General features: G+C 65.6%; 22 protein-coding genes. 10 read left to right on the top strand and 12 right to left on the bottom strand.

Annotation, left to right across the window (positions count from 1 at the left end):
- The first annotated feature begins 52 nt into the window (after positions 1 to 52).
- Positions 53 to 3,019, top strand: a complete 2,967-nt coding sequence (gene putA / locus FHT02_RS13535) for a bifunctional proline dehydrogenase/L-glutamate gamma-semialdehyde dehydrogenase PutA (protein WP_246352397.1) — start codon at positions 53 to 55, stop codon at positions 3,017 to 3,019.
- A gap of 34 nt (positions 3,020 to 3,053) precedes the next feature.
- On the opposite strand, the gene FHT02_RS13530 is transcribed toward putA, so the two are convergent.
- The 5 genes from FHT02_RS13530 to FHT02_RS13510 all read right to left on the bottom strand — a co-directional run bounded on the left by FHT02_RS13530 (position 3,054) and on the right by FHT02_RS13510 (position 7,888).
- The gene (locus tag FHT02_RS13530) at positions 3,054 to 4,229 is read right to left on the bottom strand and encodes a mechanosensitive ion channel family protein (protein ID WP_184088456.1); all 1,176 of its coding nucleotides are present in this window, start codon (positions 4,227 to 4,229) and stop codon (positions 3,054 to 3,056) included.
- 8 nt (positions 4,230 to 4,237) lie between these two features.
- Positions 4,238 to 5,260 (bottom strand): DNA topoisomerase IB, encoded by a 1,023-nt coding sequence (locus FHT02_RS13525; RefSeq protein WP_184088441.1) that lies wholly within the window; start codon positions 5,258 to 5,260, stop codon positions 4,238 to 4,240.
- A gap of 63 nt (positions 5,261 to 5,323) precedes the next feature.
- Positions 5,324 to 6,433 carry an acyltransferase family protein gene (locus FHT02_RS13520; protein WP_343056945.1) on the bottom strand — a complete coding sequence of 370 codons (1,110 nt, stop codon included), beginning with the start codon at positions 6,431 to 6,433 and terminating at the stop codon, positions 5,324 to 5,326.
- The gene (locus FHT02_RS13515; RefSeq protein WP_184088438.1) at positions 6,394 to 7,743 is read right to left on the bottom strand and encodes a putative O-glycosylation ligase, exosortase A system-associated; all 1,350 of its coding nucleotides are present in this window, start codon (positions 7,741 to 7,743) and stop codon (positions 6,394 to 6,396) included. The genes FHT02_RS13520 and FHT02_RS13515 overlap by 40 nt, the downstream gene beginning before the upstream one ends.
- Entirely contained in the window at positions 7,736 to 7,888 is a 153-nt protein-coding gene (locus tag FHT02_RS13510) for a hypothetical protein (protein ID WP_184088435.1), read from the bottom strand. The genes FHT02_RS13515 and FHT02_RS13510 overlap by 8 nt, the downstream gene beginning before the upstream one ends.
- Before the next feature lie 82 nt (positions 7,889 to 7,970).
- Between FHT02_RS13510 and FHT02_RS13505 the strand changes: the two genes are divergently transcribed.
- The 3 genes from FHT02_RS13505 to FHT02_RS13495 all read left to right on the top strand — a co-directional run bounded on the left by FHT02_RS13505 (position 7,971) and on the right by FHT02_RS13495 (position 10,637).
- Positions 7,971 to 9,212, top strand: a complete 1,242-nt coding sequence (locus tag FHT02_RS13505; RefSeq protein WP_184088432.1) for a TIGR04063 family PEP-CTERM/XrtA system glycosyltransferase — start codon at positions 7,971 to 7,973, stop codon at positions 9,210 to 9,212.
- Complete coding sequence (locus FHT02_RS13500) at positions 9,209 to 10,222, top strand: hypothetical protein (RefSeq protein ID WP_184088429.1); 1,014 nt, start codon at positions 9,209 to 9,211, stop codon at positions 10,220 to 10,222. Before FHT02_RS13505 ends, FHT02_RS13500 begins: the two co-directional genes overlap by 4 nt.
- Positions 10,223 to 10,322: 100 nt before the next feature.
- Complete coding sequence (locus tag FHT02_RS13495) at positions 10,323 to 10,637, top strand: hypothetical protein (protein ID WP_184088415.1); 315 nt, start codon at positions 10,323 to 10,325, stop codon at positions 10,635 to 10,637.
- Here FHT02_RS13495 and FHT02_RS13490 read toward each other — a convergent pair.
- Positions 10,634 to 10,948 (bottom strand): hypothetical protein, encoded by a 315-nt coding sequence (locus FHT02_RS13490; RefSeq protein WP_184088412.1) that lies wholly within the window; start codon positions 10,946 to 10,948, stop codon positions 10,634 to 10,636. The genes FHT02_RS13495 and FHT02_RS13490 overlap by 4 nt on opposite strands.
- Positions 10,945 to 11,127 (bottom strand): hypothetical protein, encoded by a 183-nt coding sequence (locus FHT02_RS13485; RefSeq protein WP_184088409.1) that lies wholly within the window; start codon positions 11,125 to 11,127, stop codon positions 10,945 to 10,947. Before FHT02_RS13485 ends, FHT02_RS13490 begins: the two co-directional genes overlap by 4 nt.
- Positions 11,128 to 11,219: 92 nt before the next feature.
- Here FHT02_RS13485 and FHT02_RS13480 point away from each other — a divergent pair, with 92 nt between their 5' ends.
- Both FHT02_RS13480 and FHT02_RS13475 read left to right on the top strand, forming a co-directional pair.
- Entirely contained in the window at positions 11,220 to 11,846 is a 627-nt protein-coding gene (locus FHT02_RS13480) for a S24 family peptidase (RefSeq protein WP_184088406.1), read from the top strand.
- 118 nt (positions 11,847 to 11,964) lie between these two features.
- Positions 11,965 to 12,906: a hypothetical protein gene (locus tag FHT02_RS13475; RefSeq protein ID WP_184088403.1), complete on the top strand. Its 942-nt coding sequence runs from the start codon at positions 11,965 to 11,967 to the stop codon at positions 12,904 to 12,906.
- A gap of 87 nt (positions 12,907 to 12,993) precedes the next feature.
- Here the strand turns inward: FHT02_RS13475 and FHT02_RS13470 are convergent, their stop codons facing one another.
- Positions 12,994 to 14,001: a zinc-dependent alcohol dehydrogenase family protein gene (locus FHT02_RS13470; protein ID WP_184088400.1), complete on the bottom strand. Its 1,008-nt coding sequence runs from the start codon at positions 13,999 to 14,001 to the stop codon at positions 12,994 to 12,996.
- A 58-nt stretch (positions 14,002 to 14,059) separates the two neighbouring features.
- Positions 14,060 to 14,242, bottom strand: coding sequence for a hypothetical protein (locus FHT02_RS13465; RefSeq protein ID WP_184088776.1), 183 nt, complete (start codon positions 14,240 to 14,242; stop codon positions 14,060 to 14,062).
- A 148-nt stretch (positions 14,243 to 14,390) separates the two neighbouring features.
- Between FHT02_RS13465 and FHT02_RS13460 the strand changes: the two genes are divergently transcribed.
- The 3 genes from FHT02_RS13460 to FHT02_RS13450 all read left to right on the top strand — a co-directional run bounded on the left by FHT02_RS13460 (position 14,391) and on the right by FHT02_RS13450 (position 17,461).
- The gene (locus FHT02_RS13460) at positions 14,391 to 14,603 is read left to right on the top strand and encodes a hypothetical protein (RefSeq protein WP_184088398.1); all 213 of its coding nucleotides are present in this window, start codon (positions 14,391 to 14,393) and stop codon (positions 14,601 to 14,603) included.
- Positions 14,604 to 14,701: 98 nt separating this feature from the next.
- The gene (locus FHT02_RS13455; protein WP_184088396.1) at positions 14,702 to 16,471 is read left to right on the top strand and encodes an SLC13 family permease; all 1,770 of its coding nucleotides are present in this window, start codon (positions 14,702 to 14,704) and stop codon (positions 16,469 to 16,471) included.
- A gap of 18 nt (positions 16,472 to 16,489) precedes the next feature.
- Positions 16,490 to 17,461 (top strand): quinone oxidoreductase family protein, encoded by a 972-nt coding sequence (locus tag FHT02_RS13450; protein WP_184088394.1) that lies wholly within the window; start codon positions 16,490 to 16,492, stop codon positions 17,459 to 17,461.
- A gap of 4 nt (positions 17,462 to 17,465) precedes the next feature.
- On the opposite strand, the gene FHT02_RS13445 is transcribed toward FHT02_RS13450, so the two are convergent.
- The 3 genes from FHT02_RS13445 to FHT02_RS13435 form a co-directional block, all read right to left on the bottom strand.
- Positions 17,466 to 18,578: an NADH:flavin oxidoreductase gene (locus FHT02_RS13445; protein ID WP_184088392.1), complete on the bottom strand. Its 1,113-nt coding sequence runs from the start codon at positions 18,576 to 18,578 to the stop codon at positions 17,466 to 17,468.
- A gap of 199 nt (positions 18,579 to 18,777) precedes the next feature.
- Positions 18,778 to 20,190 (bottom strand): type I glutamate--ammonia ligase, encoded by a 1,413-nt coding sequence (gene glnA, locus FHT02_RS13440; protein ID WP_184088390.1) that lies wholly within the window; start codon positions 20,188 to 20,190, stop codon positions 18,778 to 18,780.
- A 92-nt stretch (positions 20,191 to 20,282) separates the two neighbouring features.
- Entirely contained in the window at positions 20,283 to 20,621 is a 339-nt protein-coding gene (locus FHT02_RS13435) for a P-II family nitrogen regulator (protein WP_184088388.1), read from the bottom strand.
- A gap of 343 nt (positions 20,622 to 20,964) precedes the next feature.
- Between FHT02_RS13435 and FHT02_RS13430 the strand changes: the two genes are divergently transcribed.
- Positions 20,965 to 21,105, top strand: a complete 141-nt coding sequence (locus tag FHT02_RS13430; protein ID WP_184088386.1) for a hypothetical protein — start codon at positions 20,965 to 20,967, stop codon at positions 21,103 to 21,105.
- Positions 21,106 to 21,146: the final 41 nt, after the last annotated feature.

Below are 21,146 nucleotides of genomic sequence, written 5' to 3'. Positions count from 1 at the left end.
GACCGAGATTTTGAAAATGCAGAGTGACGTAGCGTCCAACCCGCGTGCTTCCATGGAAAAGCTGCATCGGGCGAGCGAACCCGATGTTCTAAAACCGCTTGCGGAGCGTGCGCGGCTGTCGCCCGAGTCGCGCGGGCGGGTGATGGGGCATGCGCTGGGGCTGCTCGCTGATCTGCGTGCGGCGCAGACCCGCGGCTGGGTAAACCAGTTCCTCCAGGAATATCGGCTGAACTCGTCGGAAGGCGTCGCGCTGCTCAGCCTGGCCGAGGCGTTCCTGCGCGTCCCCGATCCCGAAACCGCCGACCTGCTGATTGCCGACAAGATCGGCGATGCGAACTGGAAGTCGCATTCCGGCAAGTCCAACTCGATGCTGGTGAACAGCGCCACCTGGGGCCTGATGCTCGGCCGCGCGCTGGTCGGCGACGAACAGACCGGATCGCTGCGCCGGCTGATCAGCCGCGCCGGTGAGCCGTTCGTGCGCCAGGCGGTCGGCGCCGCCATGAAGCGGATGGGCGAAGTCTTCGTGATGGGCCGCACCATTGACGAAGCCATGAAGCGGATGAAGAAGCCCGAGAACCACGGCTTCACCGCCAGCTTCGACATGCTGGGCGAGGCGGCGCGGACCAAGGCCGATGCCGAGCGCTACTTCCAAGCCTATTTCGAAGCGATCCGCGCGGTGGGGCGTGACCCCAAGGCTGGGCATTCGATCTCGGTCAAGCTGTCCGCGCTGCACCCGCGCTACGAAGTCGGCCAGTACGACAAGTGCGTCCCCGAGCTGACCGACATGCTCGCACAGCTAGCGTCGGAGGCGTGCAGCCAGCGTATCCCGCTGACCGTCGACGCTGAGGAGAGTGAGCGGCTCGACATGAGCCTCGACATCATCGGCAGCGTCGCCAAGCGTCCAGAACTGAAGGGCTGGGACGGCTTCGGCATGGCCGTGCAGGCCTATGGCAAGCGCGCGCGCGCGGTGATCGCCTGGGCCGACCAGCTCGGCCGGCCGATGCACGTCCGGTTGGTCAAAGGCGCGTACTGGGACAGCGAAATCAAGCGCACCCAGGTTGAAGGACTGAGTGACTATCCGCTCTTCACCCGCAAGTCGGCGACCGACGTGTCCTATCTCGCCTGCGCGCGCGATATGCTCGACGCGCGGAACATCGTGCCCGCTTTCGCCAGCCACAATGCGCTCACCGTCGCCACCATCCTCGAATGGGCGGGCGACAGCCGCGACTTCGAGTTCCAGCGCCTCCACGGCATGGGCGAGGGGCTGTACGAGCGGCTGGTGCGTGAAGAGGGCTATCACTGCCGCATCTATGCGCCCGTGGGCGGCCACCGCGACTTGCTGGCATACCTCGTGCGGCGCCTGCTGGAGAATGGCGCCAATTCGAGCTTCGTCCACCAGCTTGCCGACGAGCAATTGAGCGAAGCCGAACTGCTGGCGGATCCGGTCGAAAAGATCATCGCAGTGGGTGGCGTGCGCCATCCGAGCATCCCGCTGCCGGTCGAGCTGTTCGGCGAATGGAAGAACTCGGGCGGTATCGACTTGCAGGAGCGCAAGATCCTGGCCGAGACCGCCGCTGCGGTGGCGGCGTTCCCGTTCAGCCCGGTGCCAAAGGGCACGGACTCCGGCGCCGCAGCGGAGACTCGCGCCGCGACCGGCCATGTCGGCGCGGCGATCGACCGCGCGGCTGCAGCCTTCCCAGCCTGGTCGTCGCGCGGCCGTGAGGAGCGCGCCACGATCCTCGAACGGCTGGCTGACCTGCTGGAGGAGAACCGCATTCCGCTGATGTCGCTGGCGGTGAAGGAAGCGTTCAAAACGCTGCCCGACGCCATCGGCGAAGTACGCGAAGCCGCGGACTTCTGCCGCTATTACGCCGCGCGTACGCGCAGCGATCTGGCCCCGCTGGTGCTTCCGGGACCCACGGGCGAGCGCAACGAGCTGCGCATGGAAGGGCGCGGCGTGTGGGCAACCATCGCTCCCTGGAACTTCCCGCTGGCGATCTTTCTCGGCCAGGCCGTCGCCGCGCTGGTGACCGGCAACACCGTCATCGCCAAGCCCGCACCGCAGACACCCGAGATCGCCCGCGCCGCAGTCAAGCTTGCCCATCAGGCGGGCGTACCCGAAGACGCGTTGATCCTGATCCCCGGCGGTCCGGAGATCGGCGCCGCCATCACTGCCGATCCGCGCATCGCCGGCGTGGCCTTCACCGGCTCCACGCCCACTGCCAAGAAGATCGCCCGGTCGCTGCTCGAAGGGGATGATCGCCCGATCGTGCCGCTGATCGCCGAGACCGGCGGCATCAACGCGATGATCGTCGATTCCACTGCGCTTCCCGAACAGGTGGTGGCCGATGTGCTCACCTCCTCCTTCCGCTCGGCGGGCCAGCGCTGCTCGGCATTGCGCTTGTTGCTGCTTCAGGAGGAAGTCGCCGCGAACGTAATCGAGATGCTGCGCGGCGCGATGGAGCAGCTGGTGATCGGCGACCCCGGCGATCCCGCCACCGATGTCGGCCCGGTGATCGACCAGGCGGCCTATGACCATCTGATGGGCTATCGCGAGAGCGCGAAGGGGCGCTGGATCAAGACGCTGCCCGTGCCGGCGCAGGGGCTGTTCGTCCCGCCCACGATGGTGCGGCTGGACTCCATCGACGACCTATCGCGCGAATGGTTCGGCCCGATCCTGCATGTCGCCACCTGGAAAGCCGGCGCGCTGGAAGAAACCATCGCTCGCATCAACGCCAAGGGCTTCGGCCTCACTATGGGGTTGCACAGCCGTATCGCCCGCTCGGCCGAACTGACCGAGGCGCGCGCCCGCGTCGGCAATCTCTACGTCAATCGCTCGATGATCGGCGCAGTGGTCGGCTCGCAGCCGTTCGGTGGCGAAGGCCTGTCGGGTACTGGTCCCAAAGCCGGTGGCCCGCACTATCTCCAGCGCTTCTGCGCAGAACGCTCGGTGTCGGTCGACACCACGAGCGCGGGCGGTAATGCGACTCTGCTCAGCCTGGACGAAGGCGGGATCTGAGTGGCGGTAGATCCTCCTCCGGCAGGAGGAGGATCTAGCCTGCGCCGGTCCCATCCACCCGCACGATTTGCGGATCGGGATATGGCATCACCAGCGTGCCGTCCGGCGCGGCGGTGTATGTCGTCTGCGTCGGATAAGGAATGTTGATCTTCTCGGCGGTGAACCGCCGCAGGATCGCCGTGGCAATGCGGTCGCGCGTCGGATGTGCGATGCTCCAGTCGCTGGTCGGCACCTCGACGATCAGCTCGTAGTCGAGCGAACTCGCGTTGAAATTGGCGAAGCCTGCGCGAGGTGCCGTAGCGCCTTCAGCCTCGACGATTTCCCTGAGCATTGCCGGAATGCGGTCCAGCGTCTCGGGCGGCGTTTCATAGGCAACGCCCAGCATCCAGCTAAAACGGATGTGGTTGCGGTCGCTGAGGTTCTGGATCTCCTTGTCCAGCAACTGCCGGTTGGAAATGATCCGCAGCTCGCCGTCGAACGATCGCACGCGGGTGGATTTCAGCCCGATTTGCTCGATCGTGCCCGAAGTGGTGTCGTACTTAATGTTCTGGCCCACGCGGAACGGCCGGTCGAAGATGATCGACAGCGCCGCGATCAGATCGCCGAAGATGCCCTGCGCCGCCAAGCCAATGGCGATGCCGCCGATGCCCAAGCCCGCAACGAGCCCGGTCACGTTCACCCCGACATTGCTCAGCACCATCACGGTGGCGACCGCGAACAGCGCGATTGACACCAGCAGCCGGATAATCCCCAGCGCGCTGGCGAGCCCTTCGTTGTGATACGTCTCCGACGTGGTGCGATGCTCGATCGCACCGAAGATCAGTTCGCGAACCCAGATTGCGACCTGGAACACGGCGGCGACGGTGAACAGCACGCGGATCGTTGTCGCGACGGTCTGCGGCGGCTGCGCATAGCCGGACACCAACTGCAGCGCCGCCATGATGATGAAGAAATTGCCGGTCTTCGCCAGCGCCCGACCGATGATCGACGTCCAATTGGCGGTGCCTGAGCCACGGCTGCACAGCCGGATCGCCCAGGCACGGATGCCATGGAGCAGCAGCACGATCGCCGCCGCAATCCCGCCCGAGATCAGGATCTCCAGCCAGTGGTGCTGGAACCACGCGAACGAATCGTGGAACAGGCTGCGCGCCTGGCTTTGAAGCGATTGGCCAGGGGGCAGGATGGGCGTCGCAGTGCTTTTGTTGGTCATGCGAAGGGTCAGGCGGCCTTTTGCTGTTGCAGGTCGTCGATGATTTCCTCTTCGAGGAACTGTATCAGCCCGCGCTCGTAGCGGGTCAGATAACGGGTCGAGCGCGGCAGGCGCAGCCCGGCGCGGAACTCGGCTTGCGCCACCTTTTCCTTGGCCAGCTCTATCAGCCGCGGATGAACGTAGGATTTGCGCGCGATCGACGGCGTGTTGCCCAGCGCTTCGGTCACCGGCTCCAGCACCGACTTGATGCCGACATAGTCGCTCGCGCTGGCCAGCGTTTGGAATGCGATCACGCTGGCGCCCCAGGTGCGGAAATGCTTGGCCGAAAACTGGTCGCCCATCGCCTCCTGAATGTAGCAGTTCACGTCGGTGGAAGTCACCGGATGCGCCTCGCCGGCATCGTCGACCCAACGGAACAGATTTTGTCCGGGCAGGTCCTGACACCGCTTCACGAAGGCGCTCAGCGTCCGGTCGGTCACCGTCATGATCCGCATCTTGCCCGATTTGGCGCGGAACTGGAGCTTGAGCGTCTGCCCCTTCACCTTGGCGTGGCGCTTGCGCAAAGTAGTCGCGCCGAAGCTCTTATTCTCCTGCGCATAGGCTTCGTTGCCGACGCGGATGGTGCCAAGGTCAAGCAGTCGCACCACAGCCGCCACCGCCTTCTGCTTGCTAAGCCCGCGCAGCTTGAGGTCGGCCTCGACCCGCTCACGCAGGCGCGGCAGGCTGTGGCCAAAGCCCGAGCAGCGGTCGTATTTCGCCGCCTCCTGTGCCTCGCGAAAGCCCGCATGATAGCGATACTGCTTCCGACCCTTCTCGTCATAGCCGATCGCCTGAATGTGGCCGTTCGGGTCGGGGCAGAACCAGGCCTCGCGATAAGCCGGCGGCAGGCCGATCTTGTTCAGCCGGTCAATCTCGTCGCGGTCGGTGATCCGCTCACCATCGGCATCCCAATAGCCCCACCCGTTGCGCACCTTGCGCCGGGTGATTCCCGTTTCCTGATCATCGACATAGACGATGTCGGTGGCTGCCATGACGTCCTCGCGAGTGGTCCCAGTGAATGCCTGGGGACCCGCGTTCGTTCCGGGGGTAGCGGTCTAGACGGCCGCGGCGCGGAGGCGGGGCAGGGCGAGGCGGTTCGCCCAGCGTTGTGCCGGACGCTCGACCAGGTGATAGAGCGCCACCGAACTGACAAGCACCAGCAGCAGGTATAGCGCCAGCAATGCCCCGCCGATCATCCCGCTTGGCCCCACCAGTACCAGCTTGAAGGCGAACCACAGCAGGAAGTGGCCCAGATAGGTCGCGTAGCTGATCTCGCCCAGATAATGCAGCGGCGCGCATTCGAGCACGTTGCCGGCGCGCCCGGCGCTGAGCGCCAATGTGAGGAGCAGCGCGGCGAGACCGGCAGGCAGCGCCAGCGTCTCAGGCAGCAAGCCGGAACCGGCGCAGGCGAGCAGTCCGACTCCCAGGAACGTGGAACCAAGCGCAGCGTGGAGCCATCGACTCTGCCACCGCAGCCAGAGCGCGCCGACGCCGGTACCCGCAGCGAACTCCAGCAGACAGCGCAGCATGCCCAGGCGAGGGATCGCCTCGCCTAAACTTGATGCACCCTGCAATTGGTACCCCATGTGCAAAAGCCCGAGCAGAAGCAGCACGGCCAGCACGATCACCGCGGACGGCGTGCGGCGCCAGTCGACGCTCAAGACGAGCACCGGAAACAGGAGATAGGCGCCAAGTTCGCACGAGATCGACCAGGCTGGGTCGTTCCAGCGGAGCGCATCGGTAAAGCCCCAATTCTGAAGCAGCAGCAGGTGCAGCGGCAGTTCGGCCCAGGCGAATTGCTGCGACTGACGCCCTGTGGCGAGCAGTGCGAGCGACAGCAATGCCGCGACGGCCAGCATGAACAGGTGCAGCGGCCAGATGCGGGCCGCGCGCCGCTGGAGAAAGCGGGGAAGCGCGCTCAGTCCCCCGGCGCGCAGCATGTCGGACGCACTCAGCCAGATCACGAAGCCCGAAAGCAGGAAGAAGAAGTCGACCGCCAGATAGCCTTTGGACAGCAGCGCCTCGGCAGCGGGCGGCAGGCCGGCGATCGAGAGCCGGACATGGAACAGCACCACTGCCCAGGCGGCAAGCCCGCGCATGCTGGTCAGTGCCTTCAACTCGCGCGTCACACCGCCGCCACCCGCTGTCGCCGCAGGGGCCGCCACGCCGTCTCGGCGCGCTTGCGCGCCATATAGGTGTCCAGGCCGATCTGCGCACCGATCAACATGTACACGAAGGGCTGGAAGGCGATGGCGATGAATGCCGCGCCCAGCATGTAGATGATGTGCCCGTTCTGCAGCGCGGAGGCGAGCGGGCTGATCCATTCATCGCCGGGTTGGGGATCGCGGTAGCGCCGACGCAGCACTTCCATGCGGAAGATGCCGATAGCATTGATCACCAGCCACAGCGCCAGCCCGGGATAGCCCTGTTCGCCCAGCATTTCGAAATACGCGCTGTGATAGGCGCGGGCCTGGTCAACCTCCAGGCTGCGCGCAACCTCGGCCTGGCCGCCCGCCTCGACCACATTCACTTTTTCATAGCGGATCTTGTTCTGGCGATACGCCTCGAACCCGCCGCCCAGCGGGTGGTCCTTGGCGTAGTCGATCGTCCACTGCCACACTGCCAGCCGCGTAGAGGCCGACGCGTCGCCTTGATAGGTCTTGATCGTTCCCATCCGCTCAGTGAACGATGCCGGCAGGAACGGGATCGCGGCAAGCCCCAGAAAGGCAAGCGCGCTCAGATACACGATCTTGCGCTTGGCGTCGCGGATCAGCAGCAGCGCGAGCAAGGCGATGCAAACCAGCCCGGTTCGCGTCGAGGTGCCTACCGGGATCAGCAGGCATGCGAAGATCAGCGCATAGCAGAACCCTTTCACGCGCCAGTCGGGCGGGAACACGGTGCCAAAGCGCGAGAACCACAGGATCAGCGGGATGATCGCAATCGCGACCGTGGAGATGGTCGACCCCTCGTACAGCCCTGAATTGTTGGTAACCATCAGGTTCAGTTCGCCATACCCGCCGCCCGAACCCAGCGTCTTGATCCCGCCGACGATGATGATCGACGCGGCGGATAGCACCATGAACAACAACAGGCTCTCGATGCGCAGCCTGGTGCGCAGCGTCAGCGGCAGAAAGGCGGCAAAGGCCAGCGCCTTCCACACCCACGCCCATTTTTCCAACGCCTCCAATTTGAAGTCGGCGTTGAGCGTGGTGTAGAGACAATATCCGAGCAGCGCGACGATCAGCAATTGCCGCGGCGCCATGCGAACGTCGCGCTTGTCGTCGATCACCAGCCAGCCGAGCACCGCCAGGGCTACCGCGATCATCGAGATCGGCACCGCGTTCAGCAGCAGATAGGTCAGCCGCTGCGGCGAGACGATGTCGATATAGGCGTAAGCCAGCACGAACAGGAACGGCCGGCGAAAACCCGTGCCGATCAGCGCCAGCAGGAATGCGACAAAGGCGAGATCACGCACCGGGCTTGCCCCAGCGGCGCTTGCCGGGCGCAGGCTGCTGGTCCTGTGGACCGGCTTCCTGGTCGAGGTCCGGCCGGCGCAGCAGCAGGAACGCGGCCAGCAGCATCAGCCCATGGGTGATACCCAGCGATAGATTGTCGATCATCGGTCCATCGCTCCTCTACACGGCTCTTGGTACCCGAATGCAGTTGACGCGCCGTTAAGGGCTCGCATGGCAGGGAGCGGCCATGCGGATCCTCCACATCCTGGACCACGGCTTGCCGCTGCATAGCGGGTACACCTTCCGCACCCGCGCGATCCTGAAGGCGCAGATCGCGCGCGGCTGGAACGTCGCGGCGGTCACCGGGCCCCGGCATGGCGAGAGCCCCGTGGCGGAGGAAGTGGTGGACGGCCTGCGCTTCTTCCGCACGGTCGCACCCGAGCCCGCTCCAGCGCCGCTGGGCGAATGGCGCGAAATTCGTGCTTTCGCGCGCCGTATTCAGGCAGTGGCGGAAGCTTTCGGCCCAGACGTGCTGCACGCCCATTCCCCGGTGCTCGACGCCATCGCCGGTCAGCAAGTCGCCCGTCGCCTAGGGCTACCCTTCGTGTACGAGATCCGCGCCTTCTGGGAAGACGCGGCGGTCGGCAACGGTACGGGGCGTGAGGGCAGCTTGCGTTATCGAACGACCCGCGCGCTCGAAACCCGCGCGGTGCAGCGCGCCCACGCGGTCGCGGTGATCTGCGACGGGCTTCGTAAGGACCTGATCGGCCGCGGCATCGGCGCCGACAAGATCTTCGTCTCGCCCAATGGCGTCGATCTCGGCCTGTTCGGAGCTCCGCTTCCCTATGACGATGCGCTGGCTGCGCAGCTCGGCCTCGCGGGTTGCGAGACGATCGGCTTCATCGGCAGCTTCTACGACTATGAAGGCCTCGACGTGCTGATCGACGCCATGCCGGCGCTGATCAATGCCCGTCCTTCGATGCGCCTGGTGCTGGTGGGCGGCGGCCCAACCGAAGCCGCGCTACGCGCGCAAGCGGCGGCATCTGGTGCTTCGAACCGCATCCATTTCCTTGGCCGGGTACCGCATGATCAGGTCGAGCGTTACTACAGCCTTATCGATGTGCTGGTGTACCCGCGAAAGCAGATGCGCTTGACTGAATTGGTCACTCCCTTGAAGCCCCTGGAAGCGATGGCGCAGCGGCGGCTGGTGGCAGCGTCGGATGTCGGCGGCCACCGCGAACTCATCCGTGACGGCGACACGGGCACTTTGTTCGCGCCAGACGACCCCCGGGCACTGGCGCGCGCCGTCGCAGCCCTGTTCGCCGAGCGTGGACAGTGGGAAGCCCGCCGCGCCCGCGCCCGCGCTTTTGTCGAGGCGGAGCGCAACTGGGCCGACAATGTCGCGCGGTATGATTCCGTTTACCATAGTCTGGCACAAGGCCGACTCATGAGAGACTCGCGGCCGCGCATGCCTCCGGTGAACGCATGAAGGCACCCATCGCCTTGCTGGGTGCGGCGCTCGTCGGCGCGCTTGCGGCACTGGTCGCGTTGGTGCTGCCCACCGCGGTGCTGGAAAGCATCGTCATGGGCAGCGGCCTGCCGGCGCTTGTCGCCGCGGCGGAGCCGCCGCTCGGCTTCACTGCCCGCATCTGCCTTGCGCTCGGCGCAGGCGGGTTCTTCGGGATCATGGCTGGGCTGACGCTGTTCGTGCTGGTCGGCACCAAGACCGTCGACCTTCAGACCGCCAGGCCCAAGCCGCAGCCGGACAAGGATCGCGCGCCCGTACTACGCCGCGCCGATGCGCATCCCGATGCGCCGCCGCGGCCACCGCTGATGGCCGCGCGCGATCTGGGCACGCCGTTCCTGGAAGTCGGCGCCGATCCCCAAACCCCCAAGCCGCTGCCGCTTACCCCGCGCAAGCCCACCGAACCTGTGGTCGAGCGCCCACTGCTCAAGCCCGAAGCGCCGGTCGAAGCCGAACCGCTGCCGCTACGAGCTGCCACGGCCCAGCCCCCCGCGACGCTCGAGCCCGTCGAGCAGCCGCTGCCGGAGGACCTTGATCAACCGCTCGCCGCGTTTGATCCACGCGCCGTGCCGGATGTGCCGCTGCCGCCGCCGGTGCTTCCCCCGATCAAGCCGAAGCCCGAGGCCGTGGGTGCCAGGCCGCAACCTGTGCCGGTGGTTGTGCCGGCGACCGCGCCCGCCGAGCGGATCGAGGTGTTCGAAGTCACGCCGCAGCAACGCGCGCCTATCGGCACGCCGGCGTACCCGTTTGCCAATGCCGCACCGTTAAAGCCACGCGGCGAAGAAGCGCTTGCCCGTCCGGAGACCGAAGCGTCGGTTCACGCGCTGCTGGATCGGCTGGAGCGCGGGGTTATTCGCCGGGGCGTGCAGACCCAGGCGGCGATGCCCAAGCCCGAACCGCGCCTTGCGCGTGGTGAGGATGGCGGACTCGAAGACACGCTCGCCAGCCTGCGGCGCATGGCCAGCCGCGCCTGACAAGGCGTCCCGCGGACGGGCGCAGAAGACGAAGCTCCCGCGCCCCCGCCAGCACTTACCAGTTGCGCCAGCGGCGATCCCAGCTCTGATACCGGCCCGAATGGCGCGCCCGCTGAAGCTCACGGCGGCATTCGCGCAGTTCGCGGTTGTACTCGCGGCGATTGTCGGCGCGGCGCAGCTCGCGGCGGCACTCACGCTGTTCCTGACGTACTTCACGGTTGCGATGGCCGCGCTGGGCGTCCCCAGCGGTTGCACTGGCGGCGGGAAGGGCAACGGCCAACAAGCCAACAGCCATCAAAAGCTTGCGCATGAAAACTCTCCACTGGTGCCGGTGCGGCGATCGCCCCGGCTCGACTGCGTAACGTCCTTCACCGTGGCGGGTCTCCGAGCCCTTTCCGCTTTGCCGCACGGTTAGCGTTCCTCGACCGTGAGCGCCTCAAGGCAGAACTCGGTCCACCCGTCATGGCGATCCACCTGTGTCACGGCGATGTCGGCAAGCAGATGGCGGCGCAGCGCGAACTCGGCTTCCGACAGCCCTGCCAGCCAAGCGTTCAGGAGCGGCGAGGTGCCGGCCCGCATCACGATCCTATGGCGCGCGCCGGTAAAGGTCGCGCTCGCCCAGCGCGTCCAATCGGCGTGCGCCAATGCCGCCGCGCAGCCCGCATCCGCCGCGGAAGCGAGCAATGCGCGACCCAGCAGCGTCGCGGCGTCGGGCCCCCGGCTCACGGCCGGGGCTCGTGCGACGCCAGGAACGCCTCGATCCGCGCAACCATCTTGGCGCGCGGCTCGCGCCCGTTGCGCAGGTCGCGCACCAGCCGGCCGTCGCCGACGGCCAACCTTCCGAACACCGTGTCCTTCATCTGCGTACGCCGCAGGAATCGTTCGATCTTTCGTTGCACAGACACCCACTTGCTCCCTCCTGAGTCGCTGACTATGATCCTGTTTTGTTCTTCAAATCCAACTTGTCTAGGAAATTCCCTACGACTACGGAGATCTCATGGATGAAGCCGATCAACGTGCCGCGCTTGAAGCGCTGATGGCGCAGCACGGCATCGGCTTTGCCGAGCTGTCGCGGGTGATCGGGCGCAATCCCGCTTATCTTCAGCAATATGTACGCCGCGGCAGTCCGCGCACCTTGGCGGAGGGCGACCGTCATCGGCTGGCGGCGTTCTTCGGCGTGCCCGATGCGCAGCTCGGCGGCCCGCACGCGTCGGGGTTGATCGAGATCGCCCGCCTGGACGTCGGCGCGTCGGCAGGCCCCGGCCGGCTCCCCGATGCGGAGGCCGTGCGGCGCCCGGGCGAACTCTCCCCCGCGCTGTTGCGCCAGCTCGGCGTCCGCCCGGAGGCGGCGTCGATGATCCGCGTCGAAGGCGACTCCATGGAGCCGCTGCTGTCGAATGGTGACGAGATCCTAGTCGACCGCGACCGGGCCGAAGTCCGCGCGCGTGGCGGCATTTTCGTGATTCGTGTTGACGGCGCGCTGATGGTGAAGCGGCTGCGGCCCGCCTTGGGAGGGGGCGTGGATGTGGTGAGCGAGAACCCGGCCTATCCCCCGCGCCATTGCAAGCCAGGCGACGTCGAAGTGATCGGCCGGGTCACTTGGATGAGTCGTTCGCTGGTGTGAATCACGCGCCCGGCTGCGGTCATGACCGTCGGAGGGCTGGCACCTACGTCGCGATCTATGTACGCACGCGCCGCCATGCATGCTTTTGGGAACGGCGTGTGGATGCCAAGGGGACGACATGAAATTGCGTATGATGCTGTATGCCACGCTGTCGGCAGGATTGTTGCTCGGTGCCACGCCGGCACAGGCGCAGTTTGGCGGGCTGGGCAAGCTCGCCAGAAAGGCCGGCATCGGCCTGCCCAAGCTGCAAAAGGATCCGATCACCACCAGCTTGCCGGATGCACAATGGGGCGATCCCACGCGGGACGGCTTCGTGCCGCGCGAGCCCAAGCGCTCGCTGGCGACCCTGCAACGCACCGCCAATGGCGGGTTCGTCCTGCAACCGGGCTATTACAGCTTTCATGACCAGAGCTATTGCCTTCATGCCGGCACCTATGGCCCAGGCGGGGGAGAGGGCTATCTCTACGCGCCGCCGCTTGGCGCCGCGCGCGAGGCGGTCATGGCGATCGTGCGCAATTCGGTCGCGCATCCGGAGATCGACCAGCATGAGATCCAGGCGCTGCTATGGGCAATCGTCGCGCGCGCCAAGTTCGAGGACCTGTCGAACGAGCACAAAATGGTCGCCGCCCAGCTTCTCACGCCGCGTCAGCTTGCGGGCCTGAACCGCAGTGCGCTCGACTTTCTGGGCCAATCCATGATCGCCAACAATCTGCCGCGTGAGCTTCGCCAGATCATGCAGGCCGAAGCGGACCTTCGCCGCATGCTCGCGACACCTGGCACCAGTTTCGCGGAACTGGAACGGGTGGCCGTGCTGGCCGGCCTCGCACCCCAGGGCCCGGGCAGCATGGGCGTCCCGGATGGCCGCTGGAACCACCACCCGGACGGCTATTATGTCCGCTACCTCCCGCACGGCTACACCAACACGACGGTGGAGATCTGGGTGCCGCAGGATGGCGAAGGGGCAGGTGTGGAGTTCGATCCCGCGACGCACATTGCGGTGCCCGGCAACACCGCGCGCCAGCGCCTCATTCAGTCCGGGCGGCCCTACGCCAGCCGCTGAGTGAAATGGCGGCCGGGGTGCTCCGGCCGCCTCCAAATCCGCAAGCGGCTTTGCTGCCCGGTAGGCGGCGTCATGAACCCGCTGATGTCACCATTCGATGCCGATCTTGCCGAAATGGCTGCCGCTCATCTCATGACGGAACGCGTCCGCCAGTTGCTCCAGGGGGAAGCGGCAGTCGATCACGGGCTTGATCGCGCCGCCATCCAGCGCGCGGACGAACGCCTGCTGTTCCCGGCGGCTGCCGACGATCAGGCCTTGGAGCCGGGCCTGTTTGCTCATCAGCGCCGCGGTCGGCACCTCACCACTGGCGCCGGTCAGCACGCCGATCAGCGAAATATGCCCGCCGACGCGCACTGCCTCGATCGATTGGGCAAGCGTTCCTGGTCCACCGACCTCGACAACATGATCGGCGCCGCGTCCGCCGGTCCAGTCGCGGATCGCGCGCCCCCAATCCTGCTGCATGCGATAGTTCAGCGTGAAGTCCGCGCCCATGCCGCGCGCCCGCTCCAGCTTCTCGTCCGATGAGGAGGTGATGGCCACGGTGGCGCCCATCATCTTTGCGATCTGAAGCGCCCAGATCGATACGCCGCCGGTTCCCAGTAGCAGCACGATGTCGCCGGCCTTCAGTGCGCCATCGACGACCAGCGCCCGCCACGCGGTCAATCCCGCAGTGGTGATCGCCGCCGCCTCGACGGCGTCAAAGGCTTTGGGAGCATGGGTGAAGGCGGTCGCCGGCAGCACGACATGCTCCTGCGCGAAACCGTCGATGCCGTCGCCCGGTGTGCGGCTGAAATCGCCGACACGCGGCGCGCCGTCCTGCCAATCGGGGAAGAAGCACGATACCACCATGTCGCCCACGGCGAACTCGGTCACGCCGGTGCCCACCGCCGTCACCTTGCCTGCACCATCAGCCAAGGGCACTCTGCCGACCGCGCTCGGCATCCTGCCCGTGGCGACGCCAAGATCGTGATAATTGAGCGTGCTGCCGTGCAATTCCACGCGCAGCTCGCCAGGACCGGGTTCGCCCGGATCGGGCCGTTCTTCAAGCATCAGCCGGTCCAGGCCGATTGGGGACCCCAGCGCTATGGCCTTCATGCGAAACTCCTCATCGCGTTCGAAGAACCAAACGCGGAGAGCCGCAGGTCGGTCCCGCTCAGCGGGTCCGTCTGCGGTCGATCAACCATGTGCCCAGCGCAAGCACCAGGCCTACGCCAAGGCCGATCACGAACCCTAGCGAAGCCTGACCCTGCGTGAAGCCGATCGCAACGCCCAGCATGATCGCAAGGGACAGGAAGCAGCCGCCGGCCATCGGCGTCTGGGATGAGGAACTAGCCATAAGCCGGCATGTATCTGACGTGCTGCGCCGACGCCACTCCCGCGAACAATGGTTAGCGGCGGTTCACCGTGACTGGCTGCGGAAGTTTCAGACCTGTGTGGCAAAGGAAGCGTGCACGGTTCTTGAAACCGCGTGGGTCGGAGTGATCATGGAATATCTTCCCTATCTTGGTGATGCGCGCGAAGTCGCCGACGCGAACGAACTGATCCGCGCCTTTGGCGAGCATGCCGGTTCCGAAGCTGCGGCCCGCGCCGACCGCAGCCGCGACGTGGGCAACCACATCCATTTCTGCCGCTGGCGCCAGATTGAGCGGCTGGTAGTGCTTATGTCGATCCCGCGCGCCATCGGCACCGTGCACTGATCGGCTTTCGACGAACTAAATCTTGATGTTGCGTGTTGCGAGGCGGACCTTGTAAACCTTCGGCGAGTTCAGGTGGTTAACTGAACCTTCGAGGCCGAATGACTACCCCTCAAATACTTTCGGCCTGTGTGCTGGCCGGCATGATGCTGCTCTTCGTCTGGGGGAAGTTCCGCTACGATCTCGTGGCGGTGATGGCGCTGCTCGCCGCGTTGGCGGTCGGCATCGTCAAGCCCAAGGACGCGTTCACCGGCTTCTCCGACGACATCGTCATCATCGTCGGCTCCGCGCTGGTGCTCTCGGGTGCGGTGCAGCGCTCTGGTGTGATCGAAAGCGCGATGCTGCTTCTCCAAAAGCGCGTGAAGCGCGTCCGCTCGCAATTGCTGCTGCTGACCGCCAGCGTTGGTTTCGCCTCGGCGCTGGTCAAGAATATCGGCGCGCTGGCGATGATGATGCCGGTCGCGTTTCAGATGGCCAAGCGTTCCAAGGCCACGCCCGCCGTGTTCCTGATGCCGATGTCGTTCGCGTCGCTGCTCGGCGGCCTCATCACCCTGATCGGCACTTCGCCCAACATCATCGTCAGCCGCGTGCGCGAAGAGATGACCGGCCAGCCCTTCGGCATGTTCGACTATGCCCCCGTGGGCCTTACGCTGACCGTGGTCGGCCTTATCTTTCTGCGGTTCGCCTATCGCCTGATGCCGCGTGACCGTCGCGGCGCAGTCACGCTTGGCGAGGCCATCGACATCAAGGATTATGTGACCGAGGCCGAGATCCCCGCCGGCTCGCCAGCGGTGGAGGAGACGGTGTCGCAATTTCGCGAACGCCACGACCATGAAGTCACCATCCGCAGCATCATGCGCGCAGGGCTTCGCTCCGCGCCGTTCCCCGATGCCACGCTGCAGGCGGAGGATCTGCTGATCCTCGCCGGCCCTCCCGAAAGTCTGGAGCGGGTGATCGCCGCCGACGGGCTGGAGCTGGAAGGTCAGCACCGCGAAGCGTCCGAGGGATCGGGCGACGATATCGGCGTGATCGAAGCTGTGATCGGCACGGACTCCGCGCTCGTCGGCTACACGGCGGGCCGCCTCGGGCTGCACGAACGCTTCGGGGTGAACCTGATCGCGGTGTCCCGGCGCGGCAAGCGATTGGCCAAGCGGTTGGGCGAAATCGAACTATGCCCCGGCGATGTGATCGTGCTGCAAGGTCCGCTTGAACTGCTGATGGAGCGGCTGCGCGATCTCGGCTGCCTGCCGCTTGCCGAGCGCACGCTGCGTCTCGGCAGCGCGCGCAAGGGGCTGTTGCCGCTCGCCATCCTGGGCGTGGCGATGCTGGCGACGGCAACCGGCTATGTCCCCGTTGCCGTGGCGTTCTTCGCCGCGGCGGCGCTCACCGTCCTGTTCGGTGCGCTGCCGGTGCGCGAAGCCTATGATCATGTCGAATGGCCGATCCTGATCATGCTCGGCGCGCTGATCCCGGTCAGCGATTCGCTGCGCACCACCGGTGCTACCGACCTGATCGGCGAGGGGCTGTCGCAATTTGCCGCCACCCTCCCGCCTTGGGGCGCAGTGGCGCTGATCCTGGCGGCGGCGATGGCGGTGACGCCGTTTCTCAACAATGCCGCCACCGTGCTGGTGATGGCCCCCATCGCCGCTACCTTCGCCGGCGGGCTCGGCTACCGGCCCGAAGCCTTCCTGATGGCCACGGCTGTGGGGGCGGGCTGCGACTTCCTCACCCCCATCGGGCATCAGTGCAACACGCTGGTGATGGGGCCGGGCGGGTACAGGTTCGGCGATTATGCACGGCTCGGTGCTCCCTTGTCGCTGTTGGTGCTGGTGATCGGCACCCCGCTCATCCTATGGGTCTGGCCGATTTAGGGCAGACGGAGACGCGGCATGGCACGGGCGGCAAGGATCGAGCGGACCGGCGGTCCTGAGGTCATCGGCTGGGCGGAGATGGACTTGCCCGATCCCGGTCCGGGCGAAGTTCGGATGCGAAACACCGCGATTGGCCTCAATTTCATCGACACCTATCACCGTTCCGGCCTCTACAAGGTCGCGCTGCCCAGCGGCCTCGGCCTTGAGGCGGCCGGCGTGATCGAAGCGGTGGGCAAGGGCGTCGAAGGGTTTGCGGCCGGCGACCGCGTTGCGACATTCAGCACCATCGGCGCCTATGCCACCGCCCGCAACATCGCGGCGTCCAGCCTGTTCAAGCTGCCAGACGATGTCAGCTCCGAAGTCGCGGCGGCGGCGTTGCTCAAGGGGTGCACCGTAGAGGCACTGGTCGAGCGCGCGGCAAAGGTGCAGCCCGGCTGGACGGTGCTGGTCCACGCGGCCGCCGGCGGTGTCGGGCAGCTGTTGGTACAATGGCTCAAGGCAGTCGGTGTCACTGTGATCGGCACCGTCGGCCGTCCCGAAAAGGTTGCGGTCGCGCACGCCGCAGGTGCCGATCATGTCCTGATGTCGCGCACCGACGATGTCGCAGCGCGGGTGCGAGAGATCACCGGCGGCGAGGGTGTCCCGGCCGTGTTCGACGGCGTTGGCGCGGCCACATGGGAAACCTCGCTCAAGGCGTGCGCCCGGCGCGGCCTCGTGCTGAGCTATGGCAACGCCAGCGGCCCGGTCGAGGGGGTGAATCTCGCCTCGCTCAACGACCATGGGTCGCTGTTCGCGACGCGGCTCAAGCTTTATGACTATTACACGACGCCACAGGAGCGCGCTGCCGGTGCCGCCCGCCTGTTCGGCCTGCTCGCCTCGGGTGCGGTGCGCCCCCAGATCGGCCAGCGCTTCGCGTTGGAGGATGCGGTGCAAGCCCATCGTGCACTCGAAGCGGGCAACACGACGGGCTCCACCTTGCTGATGCCGTAAAGGCTTAAACGAGTTCACCCAGTGCGGCCGCGTCGAAGCCCTTCAGGCTCTCACGGTCGTTCGCCTTCACCTTGGTGACCCATTGCGGATCGCTGATCAGCGCACGGCCGACCGCGATCAGATCGAACTCGTCGCGTTCCATGCGCTCAACCAGGCGTTCGATGCCGACCGTGGTCGAGCTTTCACCGCCAAACGCGGCCAGGAACTCACCCGAAAGTCCAACCGAGCCGACGCTGATCGTTGCCGCGCCGGTCAGCTTCTTGGCCCAGCCGGCGAAGTTCAGCCCCTTCTCGCCGTCCAGCTCGGGGAACTCGGGCTCCCAGAAACGGCGCTGCGAACAGTGCAGCACGTCCACGCCGGCATCCACCAGCGGCTGCAGCCAGTCGGCCAGCAGCTCGGGCGTCTCGGCGAGCTTGGCGGCATAATCCTGCTGCTTCCACTGGCTGACGCGCAAGATGATGGGATAGTCGGGGCCGACCGCTTCGCGAATTGCGGACACGACTTCGCCGGCGAAGCGCGACCGCTCGCGAATGCTGGCGCCGCCATAGCGGTCGCTGCGCTCATTGGTGCCCAGCCAGAAGAACTGGTCGATCAGATAGCCGTGGGCGCCGTGGATTTCGACCGTGTCGAAGCCCAGCCGTTTGGCGTCGGCGGCCGCGCGGGCAAAGGCGGCCACGGTGTCGGCGATCGCTTCCTCGCTCATCGCCTCGCCACGCGGCGTACCCGGCGCGAGCAGGCCCGACGGGCTTTCGACCGGGGCATCGGGCTGGAACCCGTCCATGCCCTTGGTCGATCCGGTGTGCCAGATCTGCGGGCCCATCTTGCCGCCGGCGGCATGGACATCATCGATCACTTGCTTCCATCCGCCAAGTGCGGACTCGCCGTGGAAGAACGGAATGCCCGCCATGTTGCGCGACGCCGGACGGTCGATCACCGTGCCTTCCGACAGGATCAGGCCGACGTCTGCCTCGGCGCGGCGACGATAATAAGCGGCGTGCGCATCGCCTGGGATGCCGGCCGGGGCCATGGCCCGCGTCATCGGCGCCATGACGATACGGTTCTTGAGTTCGAGCGACTTGATACGAAAAGGGCGAAACAGCGCATCGGCAGAGGACATTCGGAAGGCTCCGTGGCAATGAAGCGGTGTAGGTATAGCTGCTGCACTGGCATTCAATGGGTGCTGGGCCTGAGCCAGGTCTTCGGTTTCGCCAAGCAATCGGGCGGCGAATAGGGCCAGCACTGCCATTGCCGCAAAAGACAAGAAGCGCCCCGGCCGAAACCGGAGCGCTTCCTGAACCCGTAACCGGGCGTCGCGCTTACGCGCTATAGTACATGTCGTATTCGACCGGGCTCGGCGTCATTTCCCAACGGGCGACTTCGGCGCGCTTGATATCGACATAGGCCGCGATCTGGTCGCGGGTGAACACGTCGCCCTTCAGCAGGAAGTCCATATCGGCTTCCAGGCTGTCCAGCGCTTCACGCAGCGAACCGCAAACCGTCGGTACCTGCTCCAGTTCGGCCGGGGGCAGGTCGTACAGGTTCTTGTCCATCGGGTCGCCTGGATGGATCTTGTTCTGGATGCCGTCCAGGCCGGCCATCAGCAGGGCGGCATAAGCGAGATACGGATTGGCGAGCGCGTCGGGGAAACGGAACTCGACGCGCTTGGCCTTGCTGCCCGCGCCATAGGGGATGCGGCACGATGCCGAACGGTTGCGCGATGAATAGGCCAGCAGCACCGGCGCTTCATAACCCGGGACCAGCCGCTTGTAGCTGTTGGTCGACGGGTTGGTGAAGGCGTTCAGCGCTTTGGCATGCTTGATCACGCCGCCGATGAAATACAGGCACATGTCGGAAAGGCCCGCATAGCCGTTGCCGGCGAACAGCGGATTGCCCTTGTCCCAGATCGAAAAGTGGGTGTGCATGCCCGAGCCGTTATCTTCCTTGATCGGCTTGGGCATGAAGGTTGCGGTCTTGCCATAGGCATGCGCGACCTGGTGCACGACATACTTGTAGATCTGCATGCGGTCGGCGGTCTGGACTAGCGTGCCATAGGTCAGGCCAAGCTCGTGCTGCGCGGCGGCAACCTCGTGGTGGTGCTTGTCGCAGGGCAGGCCCATTTCGATCATGGTCGAAACCATTTCGCCGCGGATGTCGACGGCGCTGTCCACCGGCGCGACGGGGAAATAGCCTCCCTTGGCGCGCGGGCGATGCCCCATGTTGCCGGCTTCATACTCGCGGCCCGAATTGCCCGGCAGCTCGATGTCGTCGATCGCGTAATAGCTGGTCGAATAGCTGTTCTCGAAGCGCACATCGTCGAACATGAAGAATTCGGCCTCGGGGCCGACATAGACGGTGTCGCCGATGCCCAGCGACTGGAGATAGGCTTCCGAACGTTTGGCGGTCGAACGCGGATCGCGGGTGTACAGCTCGCCGGTCGAAGGCTCGACCACGTCGCACACCAGGATCAGCATCGGGGTGGCGGAGAACGGATCGGTCCACACCGCGTCCAGGTCGGGCTTCAGCACCATGTCGGACTCGTTGATCGCCTTCCAACCCTCGATCGACGATCCGTCGAACATCAGGCCGTCGGTAAGTTCATCCTCGCCGATCAGGCCGGCCACCATGGTCAGGTGCTGCCACTTGCCCTTGGGATCGGTGAAGCGCAGGTCGACCCACTCGATCTCCTGGTCCTTGATCATCTTGAGGATATCGCTGGCCGAATTCGCCATGGTAAGCCCTTTCGCTCTGTTTCGTGCGCCCATCGAATCGGGCAATATTGTTGCTTGTGCAGGCGCGGCAATCGCCCCTGCGGGAGCGCGCGTCAAATCGCGTTTTCGTTGCGCTCCCCCGTGCGGATACGCAGTGCCGTTTCCACGGGAATGACGAAGATCTTGCCATCGCCGATCCTCCCGGTCTGCGCGGCGTTGGCCACCGCCTCGACCACGCGCTCGGCCAGCGAGTCCTCCACCACGACCTCAAGCTTCACCTTGGGAAGAAAGTCGACGACATATTCCGCTCCGCGATACAGCTCGGTGTGGCCCTTTTGCCGGCCAAACCCTTTGGCTTCAGTCACCGTGATGCCGCTCACGCCGACTTCGTGCAGCGCCTCCTTCACTTCATCTAGCTTGAACGGCTTGATGATGGCTTCGATCTTTTTCACGTCAAACCCCCAGGATCCGAGGCACTACACCCAGCGCGCGTGTCGCAACAACCGTGCCAAACGGGGATCTCACCATTGCCTTGGGTTGCATACCGCCGCTGACGAGACAAGTGCCCGCTAAATAGGCATGGCGCGGAAAGATGCTCGTTAGAAGGGCAGTGTGGAACTTCGTTGAGCATCCGGAACAAGCTTCATAGCTTCACGTTTGCGCACATCGGAATGGAACCGTTCGTGAAAAGCTTTTTGCCTACGAGTGCACCGGCGGGTATTACGGCGGTGCTGCGCAAGTGGTGATCCGACCAGTCGGTACGCGGAAGAGGGTGACGTCGTGGCGAGCGGCCCCTTGATCATCATGGCGCATGGCTTGATGGCTATGAATTCAGCTGAGCGCGCGCGGTTCCGCATCACCAGCGCGATCGGCGACTTTAGCGCTCAGGACGTCGCCGAGCTTCTGCATCATTGGCGAACGCCGCAGCGAGGCTGAGGAGGGCGAAGCTGCTGAGAACGCGCGGCTTGTGCTGGAGC

It is taken from the genome of Sphingomonas xinjiangensis (genome assembly GCF_014199255.1).
Taxonomy (GTDB): Bacteria; Pseudomonadota; Alphaproteobacteria; order Sphingomonadales; family Sphingomonadaceae; genus Sphingomonas; species Sphingomonas xinjiangensis.
This window is presented reverse-complemented; position numbering and strand designations above follow the sequence as displayed.

Coding starts and splice junctions, on each gene's coding strand:
- putA (WP_246352397.1), top strand. CDS start 53: ATGGAAAAGCTGCATCGGGCGAGCGAACCCGATGTTCTAAAACCGCTT.
- FHT02_RS13530 (WP_184088456.1), bottom strand. CDS start 4,229: ATGACCAACAAAAGCACTGCGACGCCCATCCTGCCCCCTGGCCAATCG.
- FHT02_RS13525 (WP_184088441.1), bottom strand. CDS start 5,260: ATGGCAGCCACCGACATCGTCTATGTCGATGATCAGGAAACGGGAATC.
- FHT02_RS13510 (WP_184088435.1), bottom strand. CDS start 7,888: ATGATCGACAATCTATCGCTGGGTATCACCCATGGGCTGATGCTGCTG.
- FHT02_RS13505 (WP_184088432.1), top strand. CDS start 7,971: ATGCGGATCCTCCACATCCTGGACCACGGCTTGCCGCTGCATAGCGGG.
- FHT02_RS13500 (WP_184088429.1), top strand. CDS start 9,209: ATGAAGGCACCCATCGCCTTGCTGGGTGCGGCGCTCGTCGGCGCGCTT.
- FHT02_RS13495 (WP_184088415.1), top strand. CDS start 10,323: ATGGCGCGCCCGCTGAAGCTCACGGCGGCATTCGCGCAGTTCGCGGTT.
- FHT02_RS13480 (WP_184088406.1), top strand. CDS start 11,220: ATGGATGAAGCCGATCAACGTGCCGCGCTTGAAGCGCTGATGGCGCAG.
- FHT02_RS13475 (WP_184088403.1), top strand. CDS start 11,965: ATGAAATTGCGTATGATGCTGTATGCCACGCTGTCGGCAGGATTGTTG.
- FHT02_RS13470 (WP_184088400.1), bottom strand. CDS start 14,001: ATGAAGGCCATAGCGCTGGGGTCCCCAATCGGCCTGGACCGGCTGATG.
- FHT02_RS13465 (WP_184088776.1), bottom strand. CDS start 14,242: ATGGCTAGTTCCTCATCCCAGACGCCGATGGCCGGCGGCTGCTTCCTG.
- FHT02_RS13460 (WP_184088398.1), top strand. CDS start 14,391: ATGGAATATCTTCCCTATCTTGGTGATGCGCGCGAAGTCGCCGACGCG.
- FHT02_RS13455 (WP_184088396.1), top strand. CDS start 14,702: ATGACTACCCCTCAAATACTTTCGGCCTGTGTGCTGGCCGGCATGATG.
- FHT02_RS13450 (WP_184088394.1), top strand. CDS start 16,490: ATGGCACGGGCGGCAAGGATCGAGCGGACCGGCGGTCCTGAGGTCATC.
- FHT02_RS13445 (WP_184088392.1), bottom strand. CDS start 18,578: ATGTCCTCTGCCGATGCGCTGTTTCGCCCTTTTCGTATCAAGTCGCTC.
- glnA (WP_184088390.1), bottom strand. CDS start 20,190: ATGGCGAATTCGGCCAGCGATATCCTCAAGATGATCAAGGACCAGGAG.